Annotated in this window: 17 protein-coding genes and 1 tRNA gene; 8 read left to right on the plus strand and 10 right to left on the minus strand. The window is 64.7% G+C overall.

The window, feature by feature from the left end:
- Positions 1–4: 4 nt before the first annotated feature.
- Genes ACIGJC_RS14060 through ACIGJC_RS14070 form a run of 3 tightly spaced genes read right to left on the minus strand, consistent with a single transcriptional unit; the run spans position 5 to position 4,440 of the window.
- Complete coding sequence (locus ACIGJC_RS14060; protein ID WP_483709543.1) at positions 5–1,873, minus strand: TRAP transporter large permease; 1,869 nt, start codon at positions 1,871–1,873, stop codon at positions 5–7.
- A 41-nt stretch (positions 1,874–1,914) separates the two neighbouring features.
- On the minus strand, positions 1,915–2,934 hold the full coding sequence (locus ACIGJC_RS14065; protein ID WP_483709545.1) for a TRAP transporter substrate-binding protein: 1,020 nt from the start codon (positions 2,932–2,934) through the stop codon (positions 1,915–1,917).
- A gap of 45 nt (positions 2,935–2,979) precedes the next feature.
- The gene (locus ACIGJC_RS14070) at positions 2,980–4,440 is read right to left on the minus strand and encodes a mannitol dehydrogenase family protein (protein ID WP_483711553.1); all 1,461 of its coding nucleotides are present in this window, start codon (positions 4,438–4,440) and stop codon (positions 2,980–2,982) included.
- A 228-nt stretch (positions 4,441–4,668) separates the two neighbouring features.
- Here ACIGJC_RS14070 and manD point away from each other — a divergent pair, with 228 nt between their 5' ends.
- The 3 genes from manD to ACIGJC_RS14085 all read left to right on the plus strand — a co-directional run bounded on the left by manD (position 4,669) and on the right by ACIGJC_RS14085 (position 7,490).
- Positions 4,669–5,877 (plus strand): D-mannonate dehydratase ManD, encoded by a 1,209-nt coding sequence (gene manD, locus ACIGJC_RS14075; RefSeq protein ID WP_483709547.1) that lies wholly within the window; start codon positions 4,669–4,671, stop codon positions 5,875–5,877.
- Between the two features lie 19 nt (positions 5,878–5,896).
- Positions 5,897–6,931 (plus strand): Zn-dependent oxidoreductase, encoded by a 1,035-nt coding sequence (locus ACIGJC_RS14080; protein ID WP_483709549.1) that lies wholly within the window; start codon positions 5,897–5,899, stop codon positions 6,929–6,931.
- Positions 6,932–7,301: 370 nt separating this feature from the next.
- Positions 7,302–7,490 carry a hypothetical protein gene (locus tag ACIGJC_RS14085; RefSeq protein ID WP_483709550.1) on the plus strand — a complete coding sequence of 63 codons (189 nt, stop codon included), beginning with the start codon at positions 7,302–7,304 and terminating at the stop codon, positions 7,488–7,490.
- A gap of 479 nt (positions 7,491–7,969) precedes the next feature.
- On the opposite strand, the gene sorB is transcribed toward ACIGJC_RS14085, so the two are convergent.
- On the minus strand, positions 7,970–8,587 hold the full coding sequence (gene sorB / locus ACIGJC_RS14090; protein WP_483709551.1) for a SorB family sulfite dehydrogenase c-type cytochrome subunit: 618 nt from the start codon (positions 8,585–8,587) through the stop codon (positions 7,970–7,972).
- Positions 8,588–8,606: 19 nt separating this feature from the next.
- A complete protein-coding gene (gene sorA, locus ACIGJC_RS14095; protein WP_483709553.1) occupies positions 8,607–9,860 on the minus strand; it encodes a SorA family sulfite dehydrogenase catalytic subunit in 1,254 nt (417 codons plus the stop codon).
- A 196-nt stretch (positions 9,861–10,056) separates the two neighbouring features.
- Between sorA and ACIGJC_RS14100 the strand changes: the two genes are divergently transcribed.
- A complete protein-coding gene (locus ACIGJC_RS14100; protein WP_483709554.1) occupies positions 10,057–11,109 on the plus strand; it encodes a phytoene/squalene synthase family protein in 1,053 nt (350 codons plus the stop codon).
- An 18-nt stretch (positions 11,110–11,127) separates the two neighbouring features.
- Here ACIGJC_RS14100 and ACIGJC_RS14105 read toward each other — a convergent pair whose 3' ends face one another.
- Positions 11,128–11,784, minus strand: a complete 657-nt coding sequence (locus ACIGJC_RS14105) for a LysR substrate-binding domain-containing protein (RefSeq protein WP_483709556.1) — start codon at positions 11,782–11,784, stop codon at positions 11,128–11,130.
- 3 nt (positions 11,785–11,787) lie between these two features.
- Here ACIGJC_RS14105 and ACIGJC_RS14110 point away from each other — a divergent pair, with 3 nt between their 5' ends.
- The 4 genes from ACIGJC_RS14110 (at position 11,788) to ACIGJC_RS14125 (ending at position 15,314) form a co-directional block, all read left to right on the plus strand.
- On the plus strand, positions 11,788–12,150 hold the full coding sequence (locus ACIGJC_RS14110; protein WP_483709557.1) for a hypothetical protein: 363 nt from the start codon (positions 11,788–11,790) through the stop codon (positions 12,148–12,150).
- 108 nt (positions 12,151–12,258) lie between these two features.
- On the plus strand, positions 12,259–13,233 hold the full coding sequence (locus ACIGJC_RS14115; RefSeq protein ID WP_483709559.1) for a Bug family tripartite tricarboxylate transporter substrate binding protein: 975 nt from the start codon (positions 12,259–12,261) through the stop codon (positions 13,231–13,233).
- 60 nt (positions 13,234–13,293) lie between these two features.
- Entirely contained in the window at positions 13,294–14,529 is a 1,236-nt protein-coding gene (locus tag ACIGJC_RS14120; protein ID WP_483709560.1) for a CaiB/BaiF CoA transferase family protein, read from the plus strand.
- 14 nt (positions 14,530–14,543) lie between these two features.
- A complete protein-coding gene (locus ACIGJC_RS14125; protein ID WP_483709561.1) occupies positions 14,544–15,314 on the plus strand; it encodes an enoyl-CoA hydratase/isomerase family protein in 771 nt (256 codons plus the stop codon).
- A 79-nt stretch (positions 15,315–15,393) separates the two neighbouring features.
- Here ACIGJC_RS14125 and ACIGJC_RS14130 read toward each other — a convergent pair.
- The 4 genes from ACIGJC_RS14130 to ACIGJC_RS14145 form a co-directional block, all read right to left on the minus strand.
- A tRNA-Thr gene (locus ACIGJC_RS14130) sits at positions 15,394–15,469 on the minus strand.
- A gap of 61 nt (positions 15,470–15,530) precedes the next feature.
- Complete coding sequence (locus ACIGJC_RS14135) at positions 15,531–16,019, minus strand: ClpXP protease specificity-enhancing factor (protein WP_483709562.1); 489 nt, start codon at positions 16,017–16,019, stop codon at positions 15,531–15,533.
- A gap of 58 nt (positions 16,020–16,077) precedes the next feature.
- On the minus strand, positions 16,078–16,689 hold the full coding sequence (locus ACIGJC_RS14140; protein ID WP_008643086.1) for a glutathione S-transferase N-terminal domain-containing protein: 612 nt from the start codon (positions 16,687–16,689) through the stop codon (positions 16,078–16,080).
- Positions 16,690–16,894: 205 nt separating this feature from the next.
- Positions 16,895–17,638 carry a cytochrome c1 gene (locus tag ACIGJC_RS14145; protein WP_483709564.1) on the minus strand — a complete coding sequence of 248 codons (744 nt, stop codon included), beginning with the start codon at positions 17,636–17,638 and terminating at the stop codon, positions 16,895–16,897.
- Between the last annotated feature and the right edge of the window lie 24 nt (positions 17,639–17,662).

A 17,662-nucleotide genomic window follows, 5' to 3' on the forward strand; every position in this document is an offset into this window, starting at 1 on the left:
AGCTCTACAAGAAGCCGATTGAGAACCACGGCACCAGTGTCAGCAGCAACAGGGCTATGAACAACGCGGCAATGTGGGGCCAGACCCGGGGCATCGCCACATCGGGCGAAACCCGCCCGATGGCGCAGGCCGCATAGAAGCCCACGCCGAACGGCGGCGCAAACAGGCCCAGGCCCATCGCGAAGATCACCACCATGGCGTAATGCACCTCGTGCACCCCGATCAGCTTCGCAATCGGGAACAGCAGCGGGCCGAACAGCACGATGGCGGGAATGCCCTCCAGCAGGCTGCCCAGGACGACAAAGGCCAGCGCCGAGACGAGCAGGAAGCCAATCTTGCCGCCGGGCACGGCCGACATGATCTTCACCAGGTCCAGCGCAAAACCCGACTGTGTCAGCGCCCACGCCATCGTGGTGGCGCAGCCAACGATCAGCAGGATCGCTCCCGACAGCGCCGCCGTGTCCAGCAGCATCGGATAGACCCTCCGCCAGTCGAACTGGCGGTAGATCAGCACGCCTGCCAGCACGGTGTAGAAGATGCCGATGGTCGATACCTCGGTGGCCGTGGCCACGCCCTCCACCACCGCGGTGCGGATGATGACCGGCAGGGCCAACGCAGGCAACGCAATCAGCAGCAACCTGAGGATTTCCTTGCGCGAGGGCCGCCCGGCGCCGCTCATGTCTTCCTTGCGCGTCTGGAACCAGACCACGAAAGACATCATTACCAGGCCAACGACTGCGGGCATCAAACCGCCGACGAACAGCGCGGTGATCGACACACCGGTCACCGATCCAACCGTGATCAGCACGATGCTAGGCGGAATGGTTTCCGACATGGCCCCCGACGCCGACAGCAGCCCGATCAGGTCGCCATCCCTGGCGCCGCGCTTCTTCATCTCAGGAAACAGCGCCGGCGCCACGGCGGCCATGTCGGCGGCCTTGGCGCCCGAGATGCCCGAGACGATGTACATCGCCCCCAGCAACACATATTGCAGGCCGCCACGCAGATGGCCGATCAGGCTGACCAGAAAGTTGATCATCGCCCGCGCCAGCCCCGTCATCTCGATCAGCCCCCCCAGGAAGACGAACAGCGGCACCGCCAGCAGGATCAGGTGGGACATCCCTTCCTGCATGCGGTTCGGGATGATGGAAAGCGGCGTGGCCGTGGACAGCGCCAGATACGACAGCGTCGCAAGGCCGAAGGCAAAGGCGATAGGAACGCCGATGACCACACAGGTGACGAGCATCAGCAGGAAGAAGATCACCAGGTTGGCATTGCCCAGTTCCATCAGCGTGGGCGACAACAGCCAGAGCGCGCCGCCGCCGGCGGCGACCAGCAAGCCGCTCAAGATGACCGGCCTCCAGCTTGCACGGTCCAGCAAGCGCATGGCGGCGGTCACCAGCATCAGCACCACGCCGGCGAATACGGCTGCTGCCCGATAGCCTTCGCTGACCTCCAGCGTCGGTGTCGTGACTTCCAGGTGTTCGGTCAGGTGCTCCCAGGCTGGCCCGACCAGCAGCAGCAGGAACGCCACCACCAGCCACATGCCGAATGCATCGAGCCAGACGCGCCTGGCCGGCGACACGTTCTTGACGAACGTGGTCAGCTGCATGTGCGCACTGCGATGCAGCGCAATGATGGCGCCGAGCATCGCCAGCCAGAGAAACAGGATGCCGGCCAGTTCATCCGTCCATGGAATGGGGTCATGCAGCACGTACCGCGCGAAGGCACCGCCACCAAGGATCACGATTTCGGCAAGCACGATCAGCGCGGCAGGTACCTCCACGAGGCACGCCATGATCCGGCCCCAGAGCACCATGGCCGCCGAAGATGCATGTGAGGGGTGGACAAAGGTTTCGGCGGCGTGCTCCATGACAATCTCCTCCTTCTTGTTTTTGTCGGTTGCGCCTGGCGTCATGCGAGCGGGCCGGAGTATTTCTCCAGCTTCGCCCACGCTTCGTCGCCATACTTTCTCTTCCACTCCTTGTAGAAGCCGGCGCTTTGCAGCAGCTTGCGGAACGGCGCCGGATCGGGTCGGTTGAACGTGATGCCTAGCCGCGTCAGCTCGGCCTGCGCATCGACATTCAGGCGCGCAATGTCCTCGCGCTGCTTCAGCGCCGCAGCGGTGAAGTTGGCGGTGATCGACGCCTGCGCTTCACGCGGCAGCGCCTGGAATTTCTTGGCGTTGCCGAAGATGAAATGGCCATCCCACGTGTGGCCGGTCAGCGAGCAGAACTTCTGCACTTCATAGAGCTTGGCGCTGCGGATCAGGGCCAGTGGGTTCTCCTGACCATCGACCACGCGGGTCTGCAGCGCTGAATACAGTTCGCCGAACGGGACGGCGGTTGGCGACGCACCCAAGGCCCTGAACATCGAAATCCAGAGCGGAATGCCGGGTACCCGGAGCTTGAGCCCCTTCAGGTCGTCCGGCGTGTTGACCGCCCGGCTGGCCGTGGTGATGTTGCGGTAACCGTTGTCCAGGCACCGCTCGAACCCATGCAGGTTGGCCTTGCCGAGCGCGGCCCGCACGTAGGCACCAAGTTCGCCATCCATGGCGGCCCACACCGTGGCGTAGTCCTTGAAGGCGAAGGCCACGCCGTTGATGCCGGCGGTCGGCACCAGCGTCTGCAGGTTGGTGCCGGCCGTGGACATGAAATCGAGGGCGCCGGCTCGGACTTGCGAAATCATGTCCGGTTCGCTGCCGAGCTGGCTGGTCGGATAGACCAGCAGGTCCACCTTGCCGCCGGTGTCTTTGCGGATGGCTTGCGCGGCCTCCTGGATGCGCAGCGTGCCCGGATGGTCCGCCGGAAACGCAGTGCCGTACTTCAGCTTGATGGTGCCGGCCTGGGCAAACGCCCGGCAGGTGGGCAGCGTCAGGGCGAGGCCGCCGACGGTGAGCGCGCCGAACCGGCGCCGGGTCAATGCAGTAGCCATGACTTGGGATGTCTCCTCTTGCGTTGAGCTTGGATGGCGGCTGGCTCAGGACGACAGCAGCACGGCCGCGCCGCGCTCCCGCAGCACCGCCAGATAACGGGCGAGCCGTACCGCGAACGATGGCGGCCACGGTGCGCCGCCGAAAACGGCGGCATGGCCGAGCGCCAGCCTTGCGGCTTCGAGGTCGCTGGCCGCTACGCGCAGGCGGACCGCGAGCGCGGGCGCACCGGGGTCACGGACGGCCAGCGGCTCGCCGCTGTCACAGGCATCGCTGCGCAGGTAGTGCAGCCAGGCGGCGAGCGCGCGTTCGAGGCATGGCCGTTCGATGCCGGCACTTGCACTTTCGCGCAAGGCCGGAAGCCAGCGCACCGGAACCTTCTGCGTACCGTCCCTCGCGATCTGTGCGGTGCGGTGCGCGAGCGCGGGATTGGCGAAGCGCCGCAACAGCTCGCCGCAGTAGCGGCCAACGTCGAAGGCGGCCGGCGCGTCGACGGTATCCCGCAAGTCTTGCATCACGCCATGGGCAAAGGCGCCGACGACGGGGTCAGCCATGGCCGCGGCTACGCTGTCGAAGCCGCACAGTTGCCCCGCATAGGCGATGGCAGAATGCGTGCCATTGAGCAGGCGCAGCTTCATCGCCTGGTAGGGGCGCACATCGCCCGTCAGCACGGCGCCGCCCGCTTCCCACGCTGGCCGGGGCCCCGCGAAGCAGTCTTCGATGACCCACTGCGAGAACCGCTCGCAAACAATGGCCGCCTCGTCGCGCACGCCGAGGCGTTCCTGAACCCAGTCCAGCGATGCTGGCGTGGCGGCTGGCACGATCCGGTCCACCACGGAATTGGGCAGCGCGATCTCGTCCCGGATGCGCCGCGCAAGCGCCGGATCGATCAGCCCGGCGTATTGCGTCAGCAGTTTGCGCAGCGTATCGCCGTTGTCAGACATGTTGTCGCAACACACGATGCTGAGTGGCGCTCCCGCTGGCCGCCTGCGGAGGCCCGCGGCCAGCACACCGAGCGTGCTGGCTGGCGCGGCTGGATGGCAGAGGTCGTGCCGGATGTCCGCATCATCGATATCGAGGTCCGACGTGGACGGGTTCTGGCTGTAGCCCTTCTCCGTCACGGTGCAGGTGACGACCGTGACGGCCGGGTCAGCCAGCGCCGCGATGACCTGCTGCAAGGCCTGCGGCGCATACAGGGCCTGCACCACGGCGCCCACGACGCGCGTCGTAGCCGCATCGCCTTCGCGTTCGGTGACGGAGTAGAGGTGATCCTGGCTCTCCAGCGCCTGTACCGTGCGCGGATCCCGCAGGCTGACGCCGAGGATGCCCCATCGCTTGTCGCCTTGCCGGATGGCGGCCTCCGTATAGAGCGCCTGGTGCGCGCGGTGAAACGCACCCAGGCCGAGGTGGACGATGCCGCGGGCCAGGCAGCCGGGATGGTAGCCGGGCAGTTGGATACCGGTCTCGCCCGTGTCGATACTGGAAAGCGTGTGCTGCCCCAGTTCCATCATCTCGGTACCTCGATCGTCCGCCTTGCCACATTCGCCGCCCGAAATTTGCACATGACTGCGAGCGTAGCATCGCGGATGGGCGCTCCAATGTTCTCCAATTCCGCTGCTCTAAGCAGAAATTGCCGCATTTTCTGCAGACCCTGCCCTATTTTTCCTGGCGCTCCACGACGTAGCATCGTCGTACGGAAAGCACCCTCACTGACTGATCCGACCGGAGCGCGCGCCTTGAAGATCGAACACATACAGACCATCGTCACCTGCCCCGATCGCAACTTTGTGACGGTCAGAGTGACGACTGACCAAGGCGTGTACGGGCTGGGCGACGCCACGCTCAACGGCAGGGAACTGGCTGTCGTGGCTTACCTCGACGAGCACGTGATTCCCTGCCTGGCGGGGCGCGATCCGCGCAACATCGAGGACATCTGGCAGTACCTCTACCGCGGCGCCTACTGGCGGCGCGGGCCGGTCACGATGACCGCCATCGCGGCCATCGACATGGCGCTGTGGGACATCAAGGGCAAGCTGGCCGGCATGCCGGTGTACCAGTTGCTGGGCGGCAAGAGCCGCCACGGACTGATGGTGTACGGCCATGCCAATGGCCGCGACCACAGCGAAGCCATCGATGCCGTGCACAGGCATATCGAGGAAGGCTACAAGGCCATCCGCGTGCAATCCGGCGTGCCGGGCCTGTCGAAGGTGTACGGCGTGGGCAGGCAACAAGGCCATTACGAACCGGCGGAGAAAGGCCTGCCCCCGGAGGAGCCGTGGGATACGTCGCTCTACCTGCATCACACACCGGAACTGTTCCGCAAGGTGCGCGAGGCGGTCGGCTTCGCGCCCCATCTGCTGCATGATGCGCACCACCGGCTGACACCCATCGAAGCGGCCCGCCTCGGCAAGGAACTCGAACCGTTCGGCCTGTTCTGGCTTGAGGACGCCACGCCGGCCGAGAACCAGGATGCCTTCCGCCTCATCCGCCAGCACACCACCACGCCGCTGGCCGTGGGCGAGATCTTCAATTCCATCTGGGACTGCAAGGACCTGATCAGCAACCAGCTGATCGACTACATCCGCGCCACCATCGTGCACGCGGGCGGCATCACGCATGTGCGGCGCATCGCGGACTTCGCGGCCATGTACCAGGTGCGCACGGGCTTCCACGGCGCCACCGACCTGTCTCCGGTATGCATGGCCGCCGCGGTCAATTTCGGGCTATGGGCGCCGAACTTCGGCATCCAGGAACTGATGCCGCATAGCGCCCTGACCGACGAAGTGTTTCCGCACAACTACCGCTTTGAAGACGGCCACCTCGTCATGGATGAAGTGCCGGGCCTCGGCGTCGAGATCGACGAAACGCTGGCTGCGAAGTATCCGTACGAGCGCGCCTGCCTGCCGGTTGCGCGCTTGCGCGACGGTGCAATGTGGAACTGGTAAGCCAGAACAAGGATCCAGCATGTTGAGCGTGGTCGTCGACAAACCGAACAGCATGGCCGTGTGCGAACGGCCGACTCCCGATCCCGCCGCGGGCGAGGTTCGCGTGCGCGTGCGCTACGCCGGCATCTGCGGCTCCGACTTGCATATCTTCCATGGCAAGAACCCGTTCGCGGCCTATCCGCGCATCATCGGCCACGAGTTCGGTGGCCATATCGACGCGGTGGGCGCGGGCGTCAGCGCAGCGCGCATCGGCCAGCGGGTGGTGGTGGATCCGGTGATCAGCTGCGGCCAGTGCCACGCGTGCCGGATCGGCCGGCAGAACGTTTGCAGCGGCCTGCAAGTGATAGGCGTGCACCGCGACGGCGGCTTCAGCGAATACGCGTGCGTGCCGGCGCGCAATGCCTACGTGGTGCCGGATGGCCTGCCGGCCACCAGCGCGGCAGTGATCGAACCGTTTGCCGTGGCGGCCAACGTGGCCTGCCGCACCGGCGTGCTGCCGGAAGACATCGCGCTGATTTATGGCGCCGGGCCGGTCGGCCTCAACTTGCTGCAAGTGCTCAAGCGCGTGCATGGCGTGCGGACTTTCATTACCGATCACGTCGATGAACGCCTTGCGCTGGCGCGCGCCTGCGGCGCCGAAGAGGACGAGATCATCAACACCTTGCATGCGCCGCTGGAACAGACGCTTGCTCTGCGCGGCGTGGAAGGCGGCCCGACGCTGATCTATGACGCCGTCTGCCACCCTTCGATTCTCGAAGAAGCGGTGCGCATTGCGGCGCCGGCGGGTCGGATCGGTGTTCTAGGCTTTTCCGCGACACCGTCGGCCATCCCGCAGCAGGAGCTGACGCGGAAGGAGCTGACGCTGTATGCGTCGCGCCTCAACTGCGCGATGTTCCCAACCGTGATCGACTGGATCTCGCGCGGATTGGTGGACCCCGGACATATCGTCACGCATACGGTCGACTTCCGGGAAGTCACCGGCGCATTCGACCTGGCCGGACGCAACCCGCGCGAGAGCTGCAAGGTATTGCTCGATTTTGGCGAGGCAAGTTAACCGGTACAGGGAATCGGAAATTTCCGTGATTGGTCTAGGCACAACGCCATTTTATGGCCAGCACTGCTGATGCAGGATGCGCGGGTTCGCACGGAAATGCGAACTGTCCTATCGAATCGCCATCGGCATCGCGGAATACTTGAGGCTGTCATCGCGCAGCGGTGACCGGGTGTGGAAGCCCGAGAGCAGTGATCGAACGGCCCTGAAGGGGCCGTTCGATTCGAGTTCGCGAATTATCCGCTTCTATGGCGGGCGGACACGAGGCAGCCGCAAGGCTTACCGATCACTGCACCGGTCTTCCACCCTCGTCGTCAGGCCCGCCGCCTCCCTAACTTCTTGCGGCAGGCTTTCCATAAACGATGGAGGTCATATGTCGATCATCGATGTAGCAGCAGCGGATTCCAGCCTTGAAAAAGTCAGCGCAGGAATCGAGGGTGTGCTTCGCCTGCTGGAGCCGCAGTGTGAGCGGTCGGAGGAATGCTTCAGTGCGTTCTGCCTGCTTGAGCTGGTACGGGCGCGACTAGGACTGGTAATGGCTGGGGAATTGCAGGTGCATTGACGGGGGATGGCTTCTGGCGTGGCCGGACTTTCGGCTACGCCGGGAGAAGGCCCGCATGCTTTGATTCCTTTCTCCACCGCTTCTTGGTCTTCACTGAGCCGCGCGCAGCGCAGCCGTAGGCGATGATGCGATATCGCGGGCAGTGTCGGGCCACGGACAGTTTCGGGGCTCGTTCAATCATTGCCGGAGAGCCTACATACGGGCGCGCCCCACGCGGCAGGCAGCCGGGCAGATCCTGAAGCGAATACCCGTACAACGCCCTCGGCACACTACGATCAATATTCGCCCGCTAGGGTAAGCGACGCGTTTTTCTGCTTACTCTTTTGTCGCTCGGACAAAAGAGCAAGTCGCCGGCTACGCCGGCGAAACAGCGGCGCATGCCAAGCGTGACGCCCTTTCTGATACTGCTGTCCGACAGTCGCGACTGCCGGACAGCTATGCGAGCACCGTTGCTCGCCAGGCAAACATTCGCCGCTTGGCTAACGCGACAAAACGTAATTCGCCAACGTCTTCAAATCCGCCTCATCCAGCTGCGGGAACCCCGGCATCGGCACCTGCCCCCACTTCCCGCTACCGCCGTTGCGGATGCTCTGCATCAGCTTGCCGGTAGCATCGGCATTACCGGCGTACTTCGCCGCCACGTCATGAAACGCCGGGCCGACGACCTTCTTGTCGACCGCATGGCAGGCGCTGCACTGGTTGGCGCCGAGCAGCGCATCCGCCGTGCGCGGCGTGCCACCGGCGGCTGCCGGCGCGGCAGGCACCGCAGCAGCGGCTACGGGCGTTGCGCTGCCGCGCTCAGCACCATAGGTCTTGACGAGATAATCGACGATGGCCGGCATGTCTTCGTCACGCACCGGCGCGCCGTACGGCTTCTTCATCTTCTTGACGGTCGCGTCCCAATAGGCACGCGGAGACGTCTGCGGCTGTGTCTCCGCGTACTGCGCCGAATGGCAGGTCATGCAGTTCTGCTGCACGAGCCGGTATCCGGGAAGATCGCTCGGACGCCAGGCGGCGGTCTCCGCCGGCAGGGTGATCTCCAGCGCCATGGCTGGCAAAGCGAAGGCGGCGAACGCGGCGGCAATCAGGGTTTTCATGTTCATGATGTCCCCTCCCTCAAACCGCGGTGACGCGTGTGGTTTCCACCACGTTGCGCATATAGCCGGGCGGGTTCCAAAGCGCCTCCAGCGGCTGGCTCTGGCCGATGCGGTTCACGGCGCGCACACGCAGATCCAGGTTGCCGCGACGCTGCGGGCGTAGCACCGCCGTCCATTCGCGGAACGAGTAGCGCCCAAGGTCCTGACCGAGTTTCGCCGCTTGCCAGGTCCTGCCGCCATCCGGCGAGAAGCCCACTTCGCCGATACCGTAGCCGCCATCGAAGGCAATGCCACGCACCACCGTTTCGCGGCCCGTCGGCACCTTTGCACCATTTTCCAGGCTGGTGATGAACGAACGCACGGTGAAGCGGCCGATCGGCGTGGTGGCCGACGGCGCCGTACCGGGTGGCACGCAGGCGCAGGGGTTCGCCGGGATACGGTAGGCCGACGCCATCCAGAAGCCATCGAACACCTTGTCCACGACCTGGATATCCGACAGGTGCTTGACCCAGTACGTGCCGTAGTGGCCGGGGACCACCAGGCGCAACGGGTAGCCATTCAGCATCGGCAAGTCGGCACCGTTCATCGCCCAGGCCAGCATCACCTCGCCATCGAGCGCGTGATCGATGTTCAAGGCCTTGACGAAGTCCGGGCCGTTTTCGAGGGGCGGCTTGTCGAGGCCATTGAAGGTCACCTGTACCGCACCGGGTTGCACGCCGGCCTTTTCCAGCACCTTCTTCAGGGACACGCCAGTCCAGCGCGCATTGCCCATCGCACCATTGGCCAGCTGGCCGCCGTTGACGCGCGGCTCAGAGAAGCCACGGCTGTTGCCCGAACACTGGTTCACGGCGACGATCTCGACCGGATCGGCCAAGGACTTCAGGTCCGCCAGCGACAGTTCCAGCGGCGCCTTCACATGGCCGCCGATACGCAGGCGATAAGCCTGGGGATCGATCGAAGTCGGTATGCCGCTCCAGTGGTAGCGCACGAAGAACGCGTCATTGGGCGTGATGATGCCCTCGTTGAAGACGCTGAACGGCGTCTCAAGCTGCGGCGGGCGGCTGGTCAGCAGGATCAGCGGGCGCTTTTGCGGAAAGGTGGCCAACTCGCGCTCGCCATTGGCGAAGGGCAAGGCGACCTTGCCCGGCGTGCCGGCAGCCAAAGCATCGAACGCCGTGGCGCCCAGCGCGGCTTGGGCCATCAGGGCGCCGGCTCCTTGCAGGAAGCGGCGCCGCTCGCGCGTGCCGTCGTGGGGATGGTCGGGGGCAGTCATGGTCTTCTCCCTTTTTGTTCTCAATATAGTGTCCACGGTGAGGACTTTGGCGAATTGTCGCTAGCAGGCTGGGCCGCCGTATAACGCGATATTTTGGTAAGGGTTATCGGGGAAATCGAATTCGCCGTTGCCATCACATCATCGGGCCGCCCACGCCCGTTACAATGCGCCCTACCCTCGCGCCACCAACGCACCCATGCCAAACCCGACCCGGGCCTACCTGCTCGGCCCGCTGCTGAAGGGAGTTTCCCGTTCGTTCTACCTGACGCTGCGCATCCTGCCGGCGGGCATGCGTGACCCCGTCGGACTGGCCTACCTGCTGGCGCGGGCGGCCGACACGATTGCGGACACCGCGCTGATTCCTCCTGCGGAGCGCCTGGATCTGCTGCTGGCGCTGCGCGAGTGTGTCAACGGCCGCGGCAACCCCGCAACGTTCTCCGGGCGCTTGTCGCGCGAAGTCGCCGGCCATCAGACGGAATCAAAAGAAAAGGCGCTGCTGGAATCGATCCGGCCAGCGTTCGACGTGCTGGCGCAACTCGATGATTCCGACCGCACCGCGGTGCGCGGCATCGTCACCACGCTGACCGAAGGCATGGAGTTCGACCTGCGCACGTTTCCGGACGAGCAATCGGGCGAACTTGGCGCGTTGCAGGAGCTGTCCGACCTTGATCGCTACACCTACCTCGTGGCCGGCTGCGTGGGAGAGTTCTGGACGGCAATGACCTACGCCCACCAGCCCGGCGTACTCAGGGACGAGCCAGCCATCATGCAGCGTCGCGGCATCCGCTTCGGCAAGGCCTTGCAGATGGTCAACGTGCTGCGCGACTGTAGCAGTGACCTCCGTATCGGGCGCTGCTATCTGCCCCAGGCACGCCTCGATCGCCACGGATGCGCGCCGCGCGACCTCCTGGAGCCGGCCAATTCGCGGCGCATGCGGCCGGTGCTGTTCGAACTCGTACGGCTGGCGCTGGACCATTTCCGGGAAGCCATGGCGTACACGCTGGCGATTCCGCGTACCGCCGTGCGCTTGCGGCTCGCCTGCCTGTGGCCGATTTTGATCGGCCTCGATACCTTGCGGCTGCTCGTGGAGAACGAGGACTGGCTCGACCCGGGCAAGGTCTCGAAGATCGATCGCAAGAAGGTCTATCGCATCCTCGGCGGCAGCACGGCGCTGGTCATGTCGGATGGTTTACTCCGGCGCTGGATGGAAGGCGAAATCGCACGCATCGAGGCAGTGCTGTCGCGATAGGTTCGGCCGGACGGCCATTCACCGCCGCGCCGTACCGACACGCGCCGGCCAGCTCCCGTCGGCAATCTGCGCGCTGACAATCTCGCCCAGCAACTCATGCACCGCCGACGCCGCCACGGATAGCGGCATGGTCGCCGAACGGCACAGGAACACCGGCCGCGACATCGCGGGCTCGGCAATGCGCGCGGCGGACAGCAGCCCCTTGCGCAACTCCGTAGAGACCGACGCATAGGAAAGGACCGTATAGCCCACCCCGGCGGCCGCGAGTGCGATCAGTTCCGGGATCGCATTCACCTCCGCCAGCACGCTCAGTTCGATCGCGTGCGCGCGCAAGTGGCTGTCGATCAGCGCACGCAGGCCATGCTCGCCAGCGGGGAGGATCATCGGGTAATGACTCAAGTCGCCGAGGCGGACGGACTTTGCGGGCAATGCATCGCGCCGTCTCGCGCCGCCGAATTTTCCGGGCTCGGCCACGAGCACGAGGTCTTCGTCGACCAGATGCTCGAACAAGAGGCCAGGATCGGCGTTCGACTGGAAGGTCAGCCCGATATCGATATGGCCCGTCAGCAGATGGTTCGGGATGTACCCCGTGCTCAGCTCGATCACCTGCAGCCGCACCTTGGACCAGCGCCGGATGGTCTCGCGCACCAGCGGCACGGTCAGGATCTTGGCCATGGATTGCGGCAGTCCGATGGCGACCCGCCCTTCCGGGTCCGTAACGAGATCGCGAACATCCTCACAAGCCAGATCGACCCGCTTCAGGATGTCCCTGGCGTGCTGCTCGAAGCGCTGGCCCGCCGCCGTAATCGATACGCCCTTGTGGCTGCGCAGGAAAAAGGTACGCCCAGCGTCTCTTCGAGCTGCCGGATCTGCAGACTCAGGGCGGGTTGGGCGATGTGCAAGGTTTCGGCCGCGCGCGAGATCGACCCCGCCGCCGCCACGGCAAGAAAGCTGCGCAACCCGCGCACATCTACCGGTATCCCCATTGCTGTGTCTCCTGCTGCACGAAGGCTGGCCTTCACGGGCTATAACGAACGATGATACCCGGCATCCACAAGATGTCTTAGACATATATCTCCGTGGCGTCGATAGTGACACCAGCCCGCGCAACGCACGCGGAACCCGGCGCAGGCCGTCACAGGAGACAACATGGGAATCGATCGCCGCAACTTTCTTGCCGGCGCAGGCGCTGCGCTGTTCGCGCGGCCGCTGCTGGCAAATTCATGGCCTGCGCGGCCGGTAAAGCTGGTCGTGCCGTTCGCCGCGGGCGGCCCCGGCGACTTCGTCGCGCGGCAGATCGCCATGCCGTTGTCGCAGAAGCTGGGCCAGCCCGTCGTGGTGGAGAACAAACCCGGCGCCGGCGGTAACCTCGGCACGCAGAGCGTGCTCGACGCCAGTCCCGATGGCTACACCATCCTGCTGAACACGGTCGGCATGCATGCCGTCAACCCGCTGATATTCCCGGACCTGCGCTTCCAGCCGCAACGCGACCTGCTGGCGCTGGGCGTGGTCGCGACCGTGCCGAATGTGCTGGTGATCCATCCGACCAAGCTTGGCGTCGGCAGCGTGGCCGACCTGGTCCGGCTGGGCAGGCAGAAGCCCGACAACCTCAGCTACGCGACCTATGGCGCCGGCAGCTCGCCGCATATCTACGGCGCATTGCTGCTCAAGGCCGCGAAGTTCACGGCGGTCACCGTCCCGTACAAGGGCAGCGCGCCCGCCAGCAGCGATGTGATGGCCGGCAATGTCGATTTCCTGTTCGACAGCATGACCACCTGTCTTGGCCAGATACAGGGCGGCAAGCTCAAGGCGCTGGCCATTACCTCGGCCGCACGCTCGCCGCTGCTGCCCGACGTTCCGACGCTGGCCGAAGCGGGCTATCCGGCGGTAAGCCTCAAGTTCTGGCTCGCGCTGCAAATCTCGGCCCGCACGCCGCCCGCGATTGTCAGCTTGCTGCGCGAAGCGGTGGCCGAATCCGCGCGCAGTGCGGCCTACGGCAATGCGCTGGTCGCACGCGGCGCCGAGCCTTTCCATCTTGCGCCCGGCGAGGTGCAGGACTTCGTCAACCGCGACGCGGCGCGCTGGACTGCCCTGGCGCGGTCGATCGACATCCGGCCGGAATAGGCCGCGGATCAGCGAGCAGGATCGCAGCCTGCTGCAGATGGATTTACAACGGACAGACACATGATTGCATTGCAAGGAATTCGGGTGCTCGACCTGAGCAAGGTGCTGGCTGGCCCGCTGTGCGGCCAGTACCTGGGCGAACTGGGCGCCGAGGTCATCAAGGTCGAGCCCGTCGGGCACGGCGACGACACGCGCGCGTGGCTGCCGCAGGATCGCGGCCAGTCGGCCACCTTCCTGGCGGTCAACCACAACAAGCGCAGTCTCGCGGTGGACCTGAAGACGGCGGAGGGCCGGAAGATCGTCCAGACGCTGGCGGCCAAAGCCGACATCGTGCTGCAAGGATTTGGCAGCGGCGCGGCCGCACGGCTGGGCGTGGACTATGAAACCCTGTCGTCGCTAAACCCAACCCTGATCTACTGCGAGATATCCGGCTACGGCCGGACCGGCCCGCTCGGACAGGAGCCAGGTTATGACGTCATGCTGCAGGCTTTCAGCGGCATGATCAGCACCATGGGCGAACCCGGCGGCAGGCACGCCCGCGCGAGCTTCTCTCCAGTGGATCTCGGTACGGGCATGCACGCGTTCAGCGGCATCCTGGCCGCGCTGATCGAGCGGCAGAAGACAGGACGCGGCATGCAGCTGGAGGTCTCGCTGCTGGACACCGCGATGGGCTTCATGGGCTACCTTGCACAGAACTACTGGTGCAGCGGCAAGCCGCCGCGTCCGATGGGCACTGCGCATCCGGCCATGGCGCCGTATCAGGTGTTCGACGCCGCCGACGGCCCGGTCATGATCGGCATCGGCAATGACGCGCAGTGGCGGCGCTTCTGCCCCGTTGCCGGGCTGCAGGCCTATGTCGACGATCCGCGCTTCGCGACGAATGCCGACCGCGTCGCCCACTTCGACGAAACCGTCGCGCTAGTCCGGGCGCGCATTGTCACCGAGTCCGTCGGGTTCTGGCTGGAGGCGCTGCGCAACGCCGGTGTCGCCTGCGCGCCGATTCATACCCTCGATCAGGCACTGGCGCATCCGCAACTGGCTGCGCGCGGACTGGTCGTCGAGTCGGAGCACCCGGTACTGGGAACGATCCGCAACATGGGCCTGCCCGTGCGCTTCCGGGGCGAGAACCGCGCCGCGCACCGGGCTCCGCCGCTGCTCGGCGAACACACTGAGGAGGTGCTGCGCCAGGCTGGCTACAACGACGAAGCCATCGCCGCGCTCAAGACGAGCGGCGTGGTGGCGACTGCCAGCAACGCTGAATCCAATACCCCGTCGACGCAGCGCGTCGCGGCATGACATCAGGAGCCGCCATGTCCGCCGTTACCTATGAAGTCCGCGACCGCGTCGCCGAGATCCTTCTGGACAGCCCTCCGGTCAATGCGCTGAACGAAGGCATGATCGATGCACTGCTCGAGGCCTTGCGCCGTGCGGCGCACGATGATTCCGTGCGCGCCGTCATCCTTGGCAGCGCCGTGCCGCGGCGCTTCTGCGCGGGGCTTCAGCTCGACGCGCTGCACGGTGCGGCGCCGTCACGCGCGTACCAGCTTGTCGACAAGCTCTACAGCGGCCTGCACGAAGCACAGTTCAACCTTGGCAAGCCGTCCATCGCCGCCGTGGGCGGGACCGCGCGCGGCGGCGGCATGACGCTTGCGATTCACTGCGACATGATCGTCGCCGCCGATTCCGCGACCTTCGGCTATCCGGAGATCGACGTCGGCGTCACGCCGTCCATCCACTTCACGCACCTGCCGCGCATCATCGGCCGCCATCGCGCATTCGACCTGCTGTTCACGGGCCGCTCGTTCGGCGCGGCCGAAGCCATGTCGCTCGGACTGGCCAGCCGCGTCGTCCCGGAGCAAGACGTCATGGGTGAAGCAAGAGCGCTGGCGCAGACGCTGTGCGACAAATCACCGGTTGTGATGCGGATGGGACGCACGGCGTTCCTGCGCGCCAATGATGGCGACTACCGGCGTGGCATCGCGACGGCGGTGGAATCATTTGGCAATGTGTTTGCGACAGAGGATGCCAAGGAAGGCATTTCGGCGTTCGTGGAGAAGCGCAAGCCGTACTGGCAGAGCTGAAGCGTTTGATTCGCCTTGGCCGGACAAAACGCAAAGCAAAAAGGGGTTACGCAAAAATCACGTAACCCCTTTTTCTGTCTGGTGCCGGCTGCAGGACTCGAACCCGCCACCTGATGATTACAAATCAACTGCTCTACCTGATGAGCTAAGCCGGCATTTCTGATGCAGACCGCGATTCTACTGCATTGCGGTCCGCTTTGGTGCGTTGCGGGTGACTTACTTCACCACCTTCAGCGACGGCTTCTTGCCCCCGATGCGCGGCACGGGCGGCGGGGTTTCGTCGTCGTCCGGAGCGCCCTGTCCGGCGTCGGCCGGCGTCTCGGATTCCACCGGGGCCAGCTTGGGCGGCGGGTTGCTTTCCCGCTCGGTCGCGGCCAGGGTTTCGGGCACGCTGCGCTCGACCGGGAACGCCATGCCTTGGCCGTTTTCACGCGCGTAGATGGCGAGCACGTTTTCCACGGGCACGTCGATCTTGCGCGAGATACCGCCAAAGCGCGCGCTGAACGTGATCCACTCATTGCCCATGTCCAGGCCGCTCGTGGCGTCGAAGCTGACGTTGAGCACGATCTCGTTGTTCTTGACGAATTCGCGCGGAACGCTCGTGTTGGCGTCGACAAAAACGGCAACGTACGGCGTGAAGCCGTTGTCCGTGCACCATTCGTAGATGGCGCGGATCAGGTAGGGCTTGGTGGAAGTTTCAGGCATGGTGCTTCTTCATGACGCCGGTGGTTGACCCGATGCGCAAGCATCGGGCCTGCCAGGCTTAACGGCGCATCACCTTTTCCGACGGGGTGAGCGCTTCGATATAGGCCGGACGGCTGAAGATGCGCTCGGCGTACTTGAGCAGCGGCGCGGCGTTCTTCGACAGCTCGATGCCATAGTGGTCCAGGCGCCAGAGCAGCGGGGCAATGGCGACGTCGAGCATCGAGAATTCTTCGCCAAGCATGTACTTGTTCTTGACGAAGATCGGCGCGAGCTGGGTCAGGCGGTCGCGGATCGCGGCACGGGCACGCTCGTGATTCTTTTCCGCGGCCTTGCCCTTTTCGTTCTCCAGCACGTAGACGTGAGTGAACAGTTCCTTTTCGAAGTTGAACAGGAACAGGCGCGCGCGCGCACGCTGAACCGGATCGGCCGGCATCAGCTGCGGGTGCGGGAAGCGCTCGTCGATGTACTCGTTGATGATGTTCGACTCATACAGGATGAGGTCGCGCTCGACCAGGATAGGCACCTGGCCGTAGGGATTCATCACCGAAATATCTTCGGGCTTGTTGAACAGGTCAACGTCGCGGATCTCGAAGTCCATGCCCTTTTCGAACAGGACGAGGCGGCAACGCTGGGAAAACGGGCAAGTCGTACCCGAATACAACACCATCATGGTTGGATTCCTTGGGCTTAGCCGATGCAGGGTCGGACGGTAAGGTCAGACATTCTGCCAAACTCGGGCATCGAAAAGCAAATAAGATATAAATACGTCACTTATGGGACCACTATTGAGGCAATCCCAATAGGAAAAGGGCCAGAGCGGTGCTGCAACAGCAACTTCCGCTCTGGCCCTCTTTCATGCCGGGCCGGCTGGGACGTTACTTGATGTCTTTCCAGAAGGCGGCATTCAGGCGCCACGCAAAGATGGTGAACATGCCCAGGAACAGCAGCACCCAGACGCCCAGGCGCTTGCGGTGGTTCTGAGCAGGTTCTGCCATCCAGTCCAGGAAGCCAACCAGGTCGGCAGTCGCCTGGTCATACTCGACCTTGCTCAGCTTGCCGGGACTCAGCTGTTCGAAGCCGGCGAACTTGTGGACCTTTTCGCCATGCTCTTCCGTTTCGGCGAACTTGGCGGCGCGCTGGCCCTGCAGTTCCCACAGCACGTGCGGCATGCCGACGCTGGGGAAGACCAGGTTGTTCCAGCCGGTGGCGCGGCTGTCGTCGCGGTAGAAGGTACGCAGGTAGGTGTACAGCCAGTCATCGCCGCGGGCGCGGGAAATGACGGACAGGTCGGGCGGCTGCGCGCCGAAGAAGGCCTTGGCTTCCTTCGGCTGCATGGCGATGGTCATGGTCTCGCCAACCTTGTCCGCGGAGAACAGCAGGTTGTCGCGGATCTGGTCATCGGTCAGGCCAATGTCCTTGAGCCGGTTGTAGCGCATCAGCGAAGCGCTGTGGCAGTTCAGGCAGTAGTTGACGAACAGCTTGGCGCCACGCTGCAGCGACGACAGGTCCGCAGTGTTCACCGGTGCAGGCTCCAGGGGATACCCCCCTTCGTTGGCCATGACGGGCGCGGCGGCAAAGCAGGCGCCTGCCAGCGCAATGATGGAAAGCAGCTTTTTCATCGTGTGTCCTTGTCCTCTTGTCGG

It is taken from the genome of Cupriavidus sp. C3SS-1 (assembly GCF_057073755.1).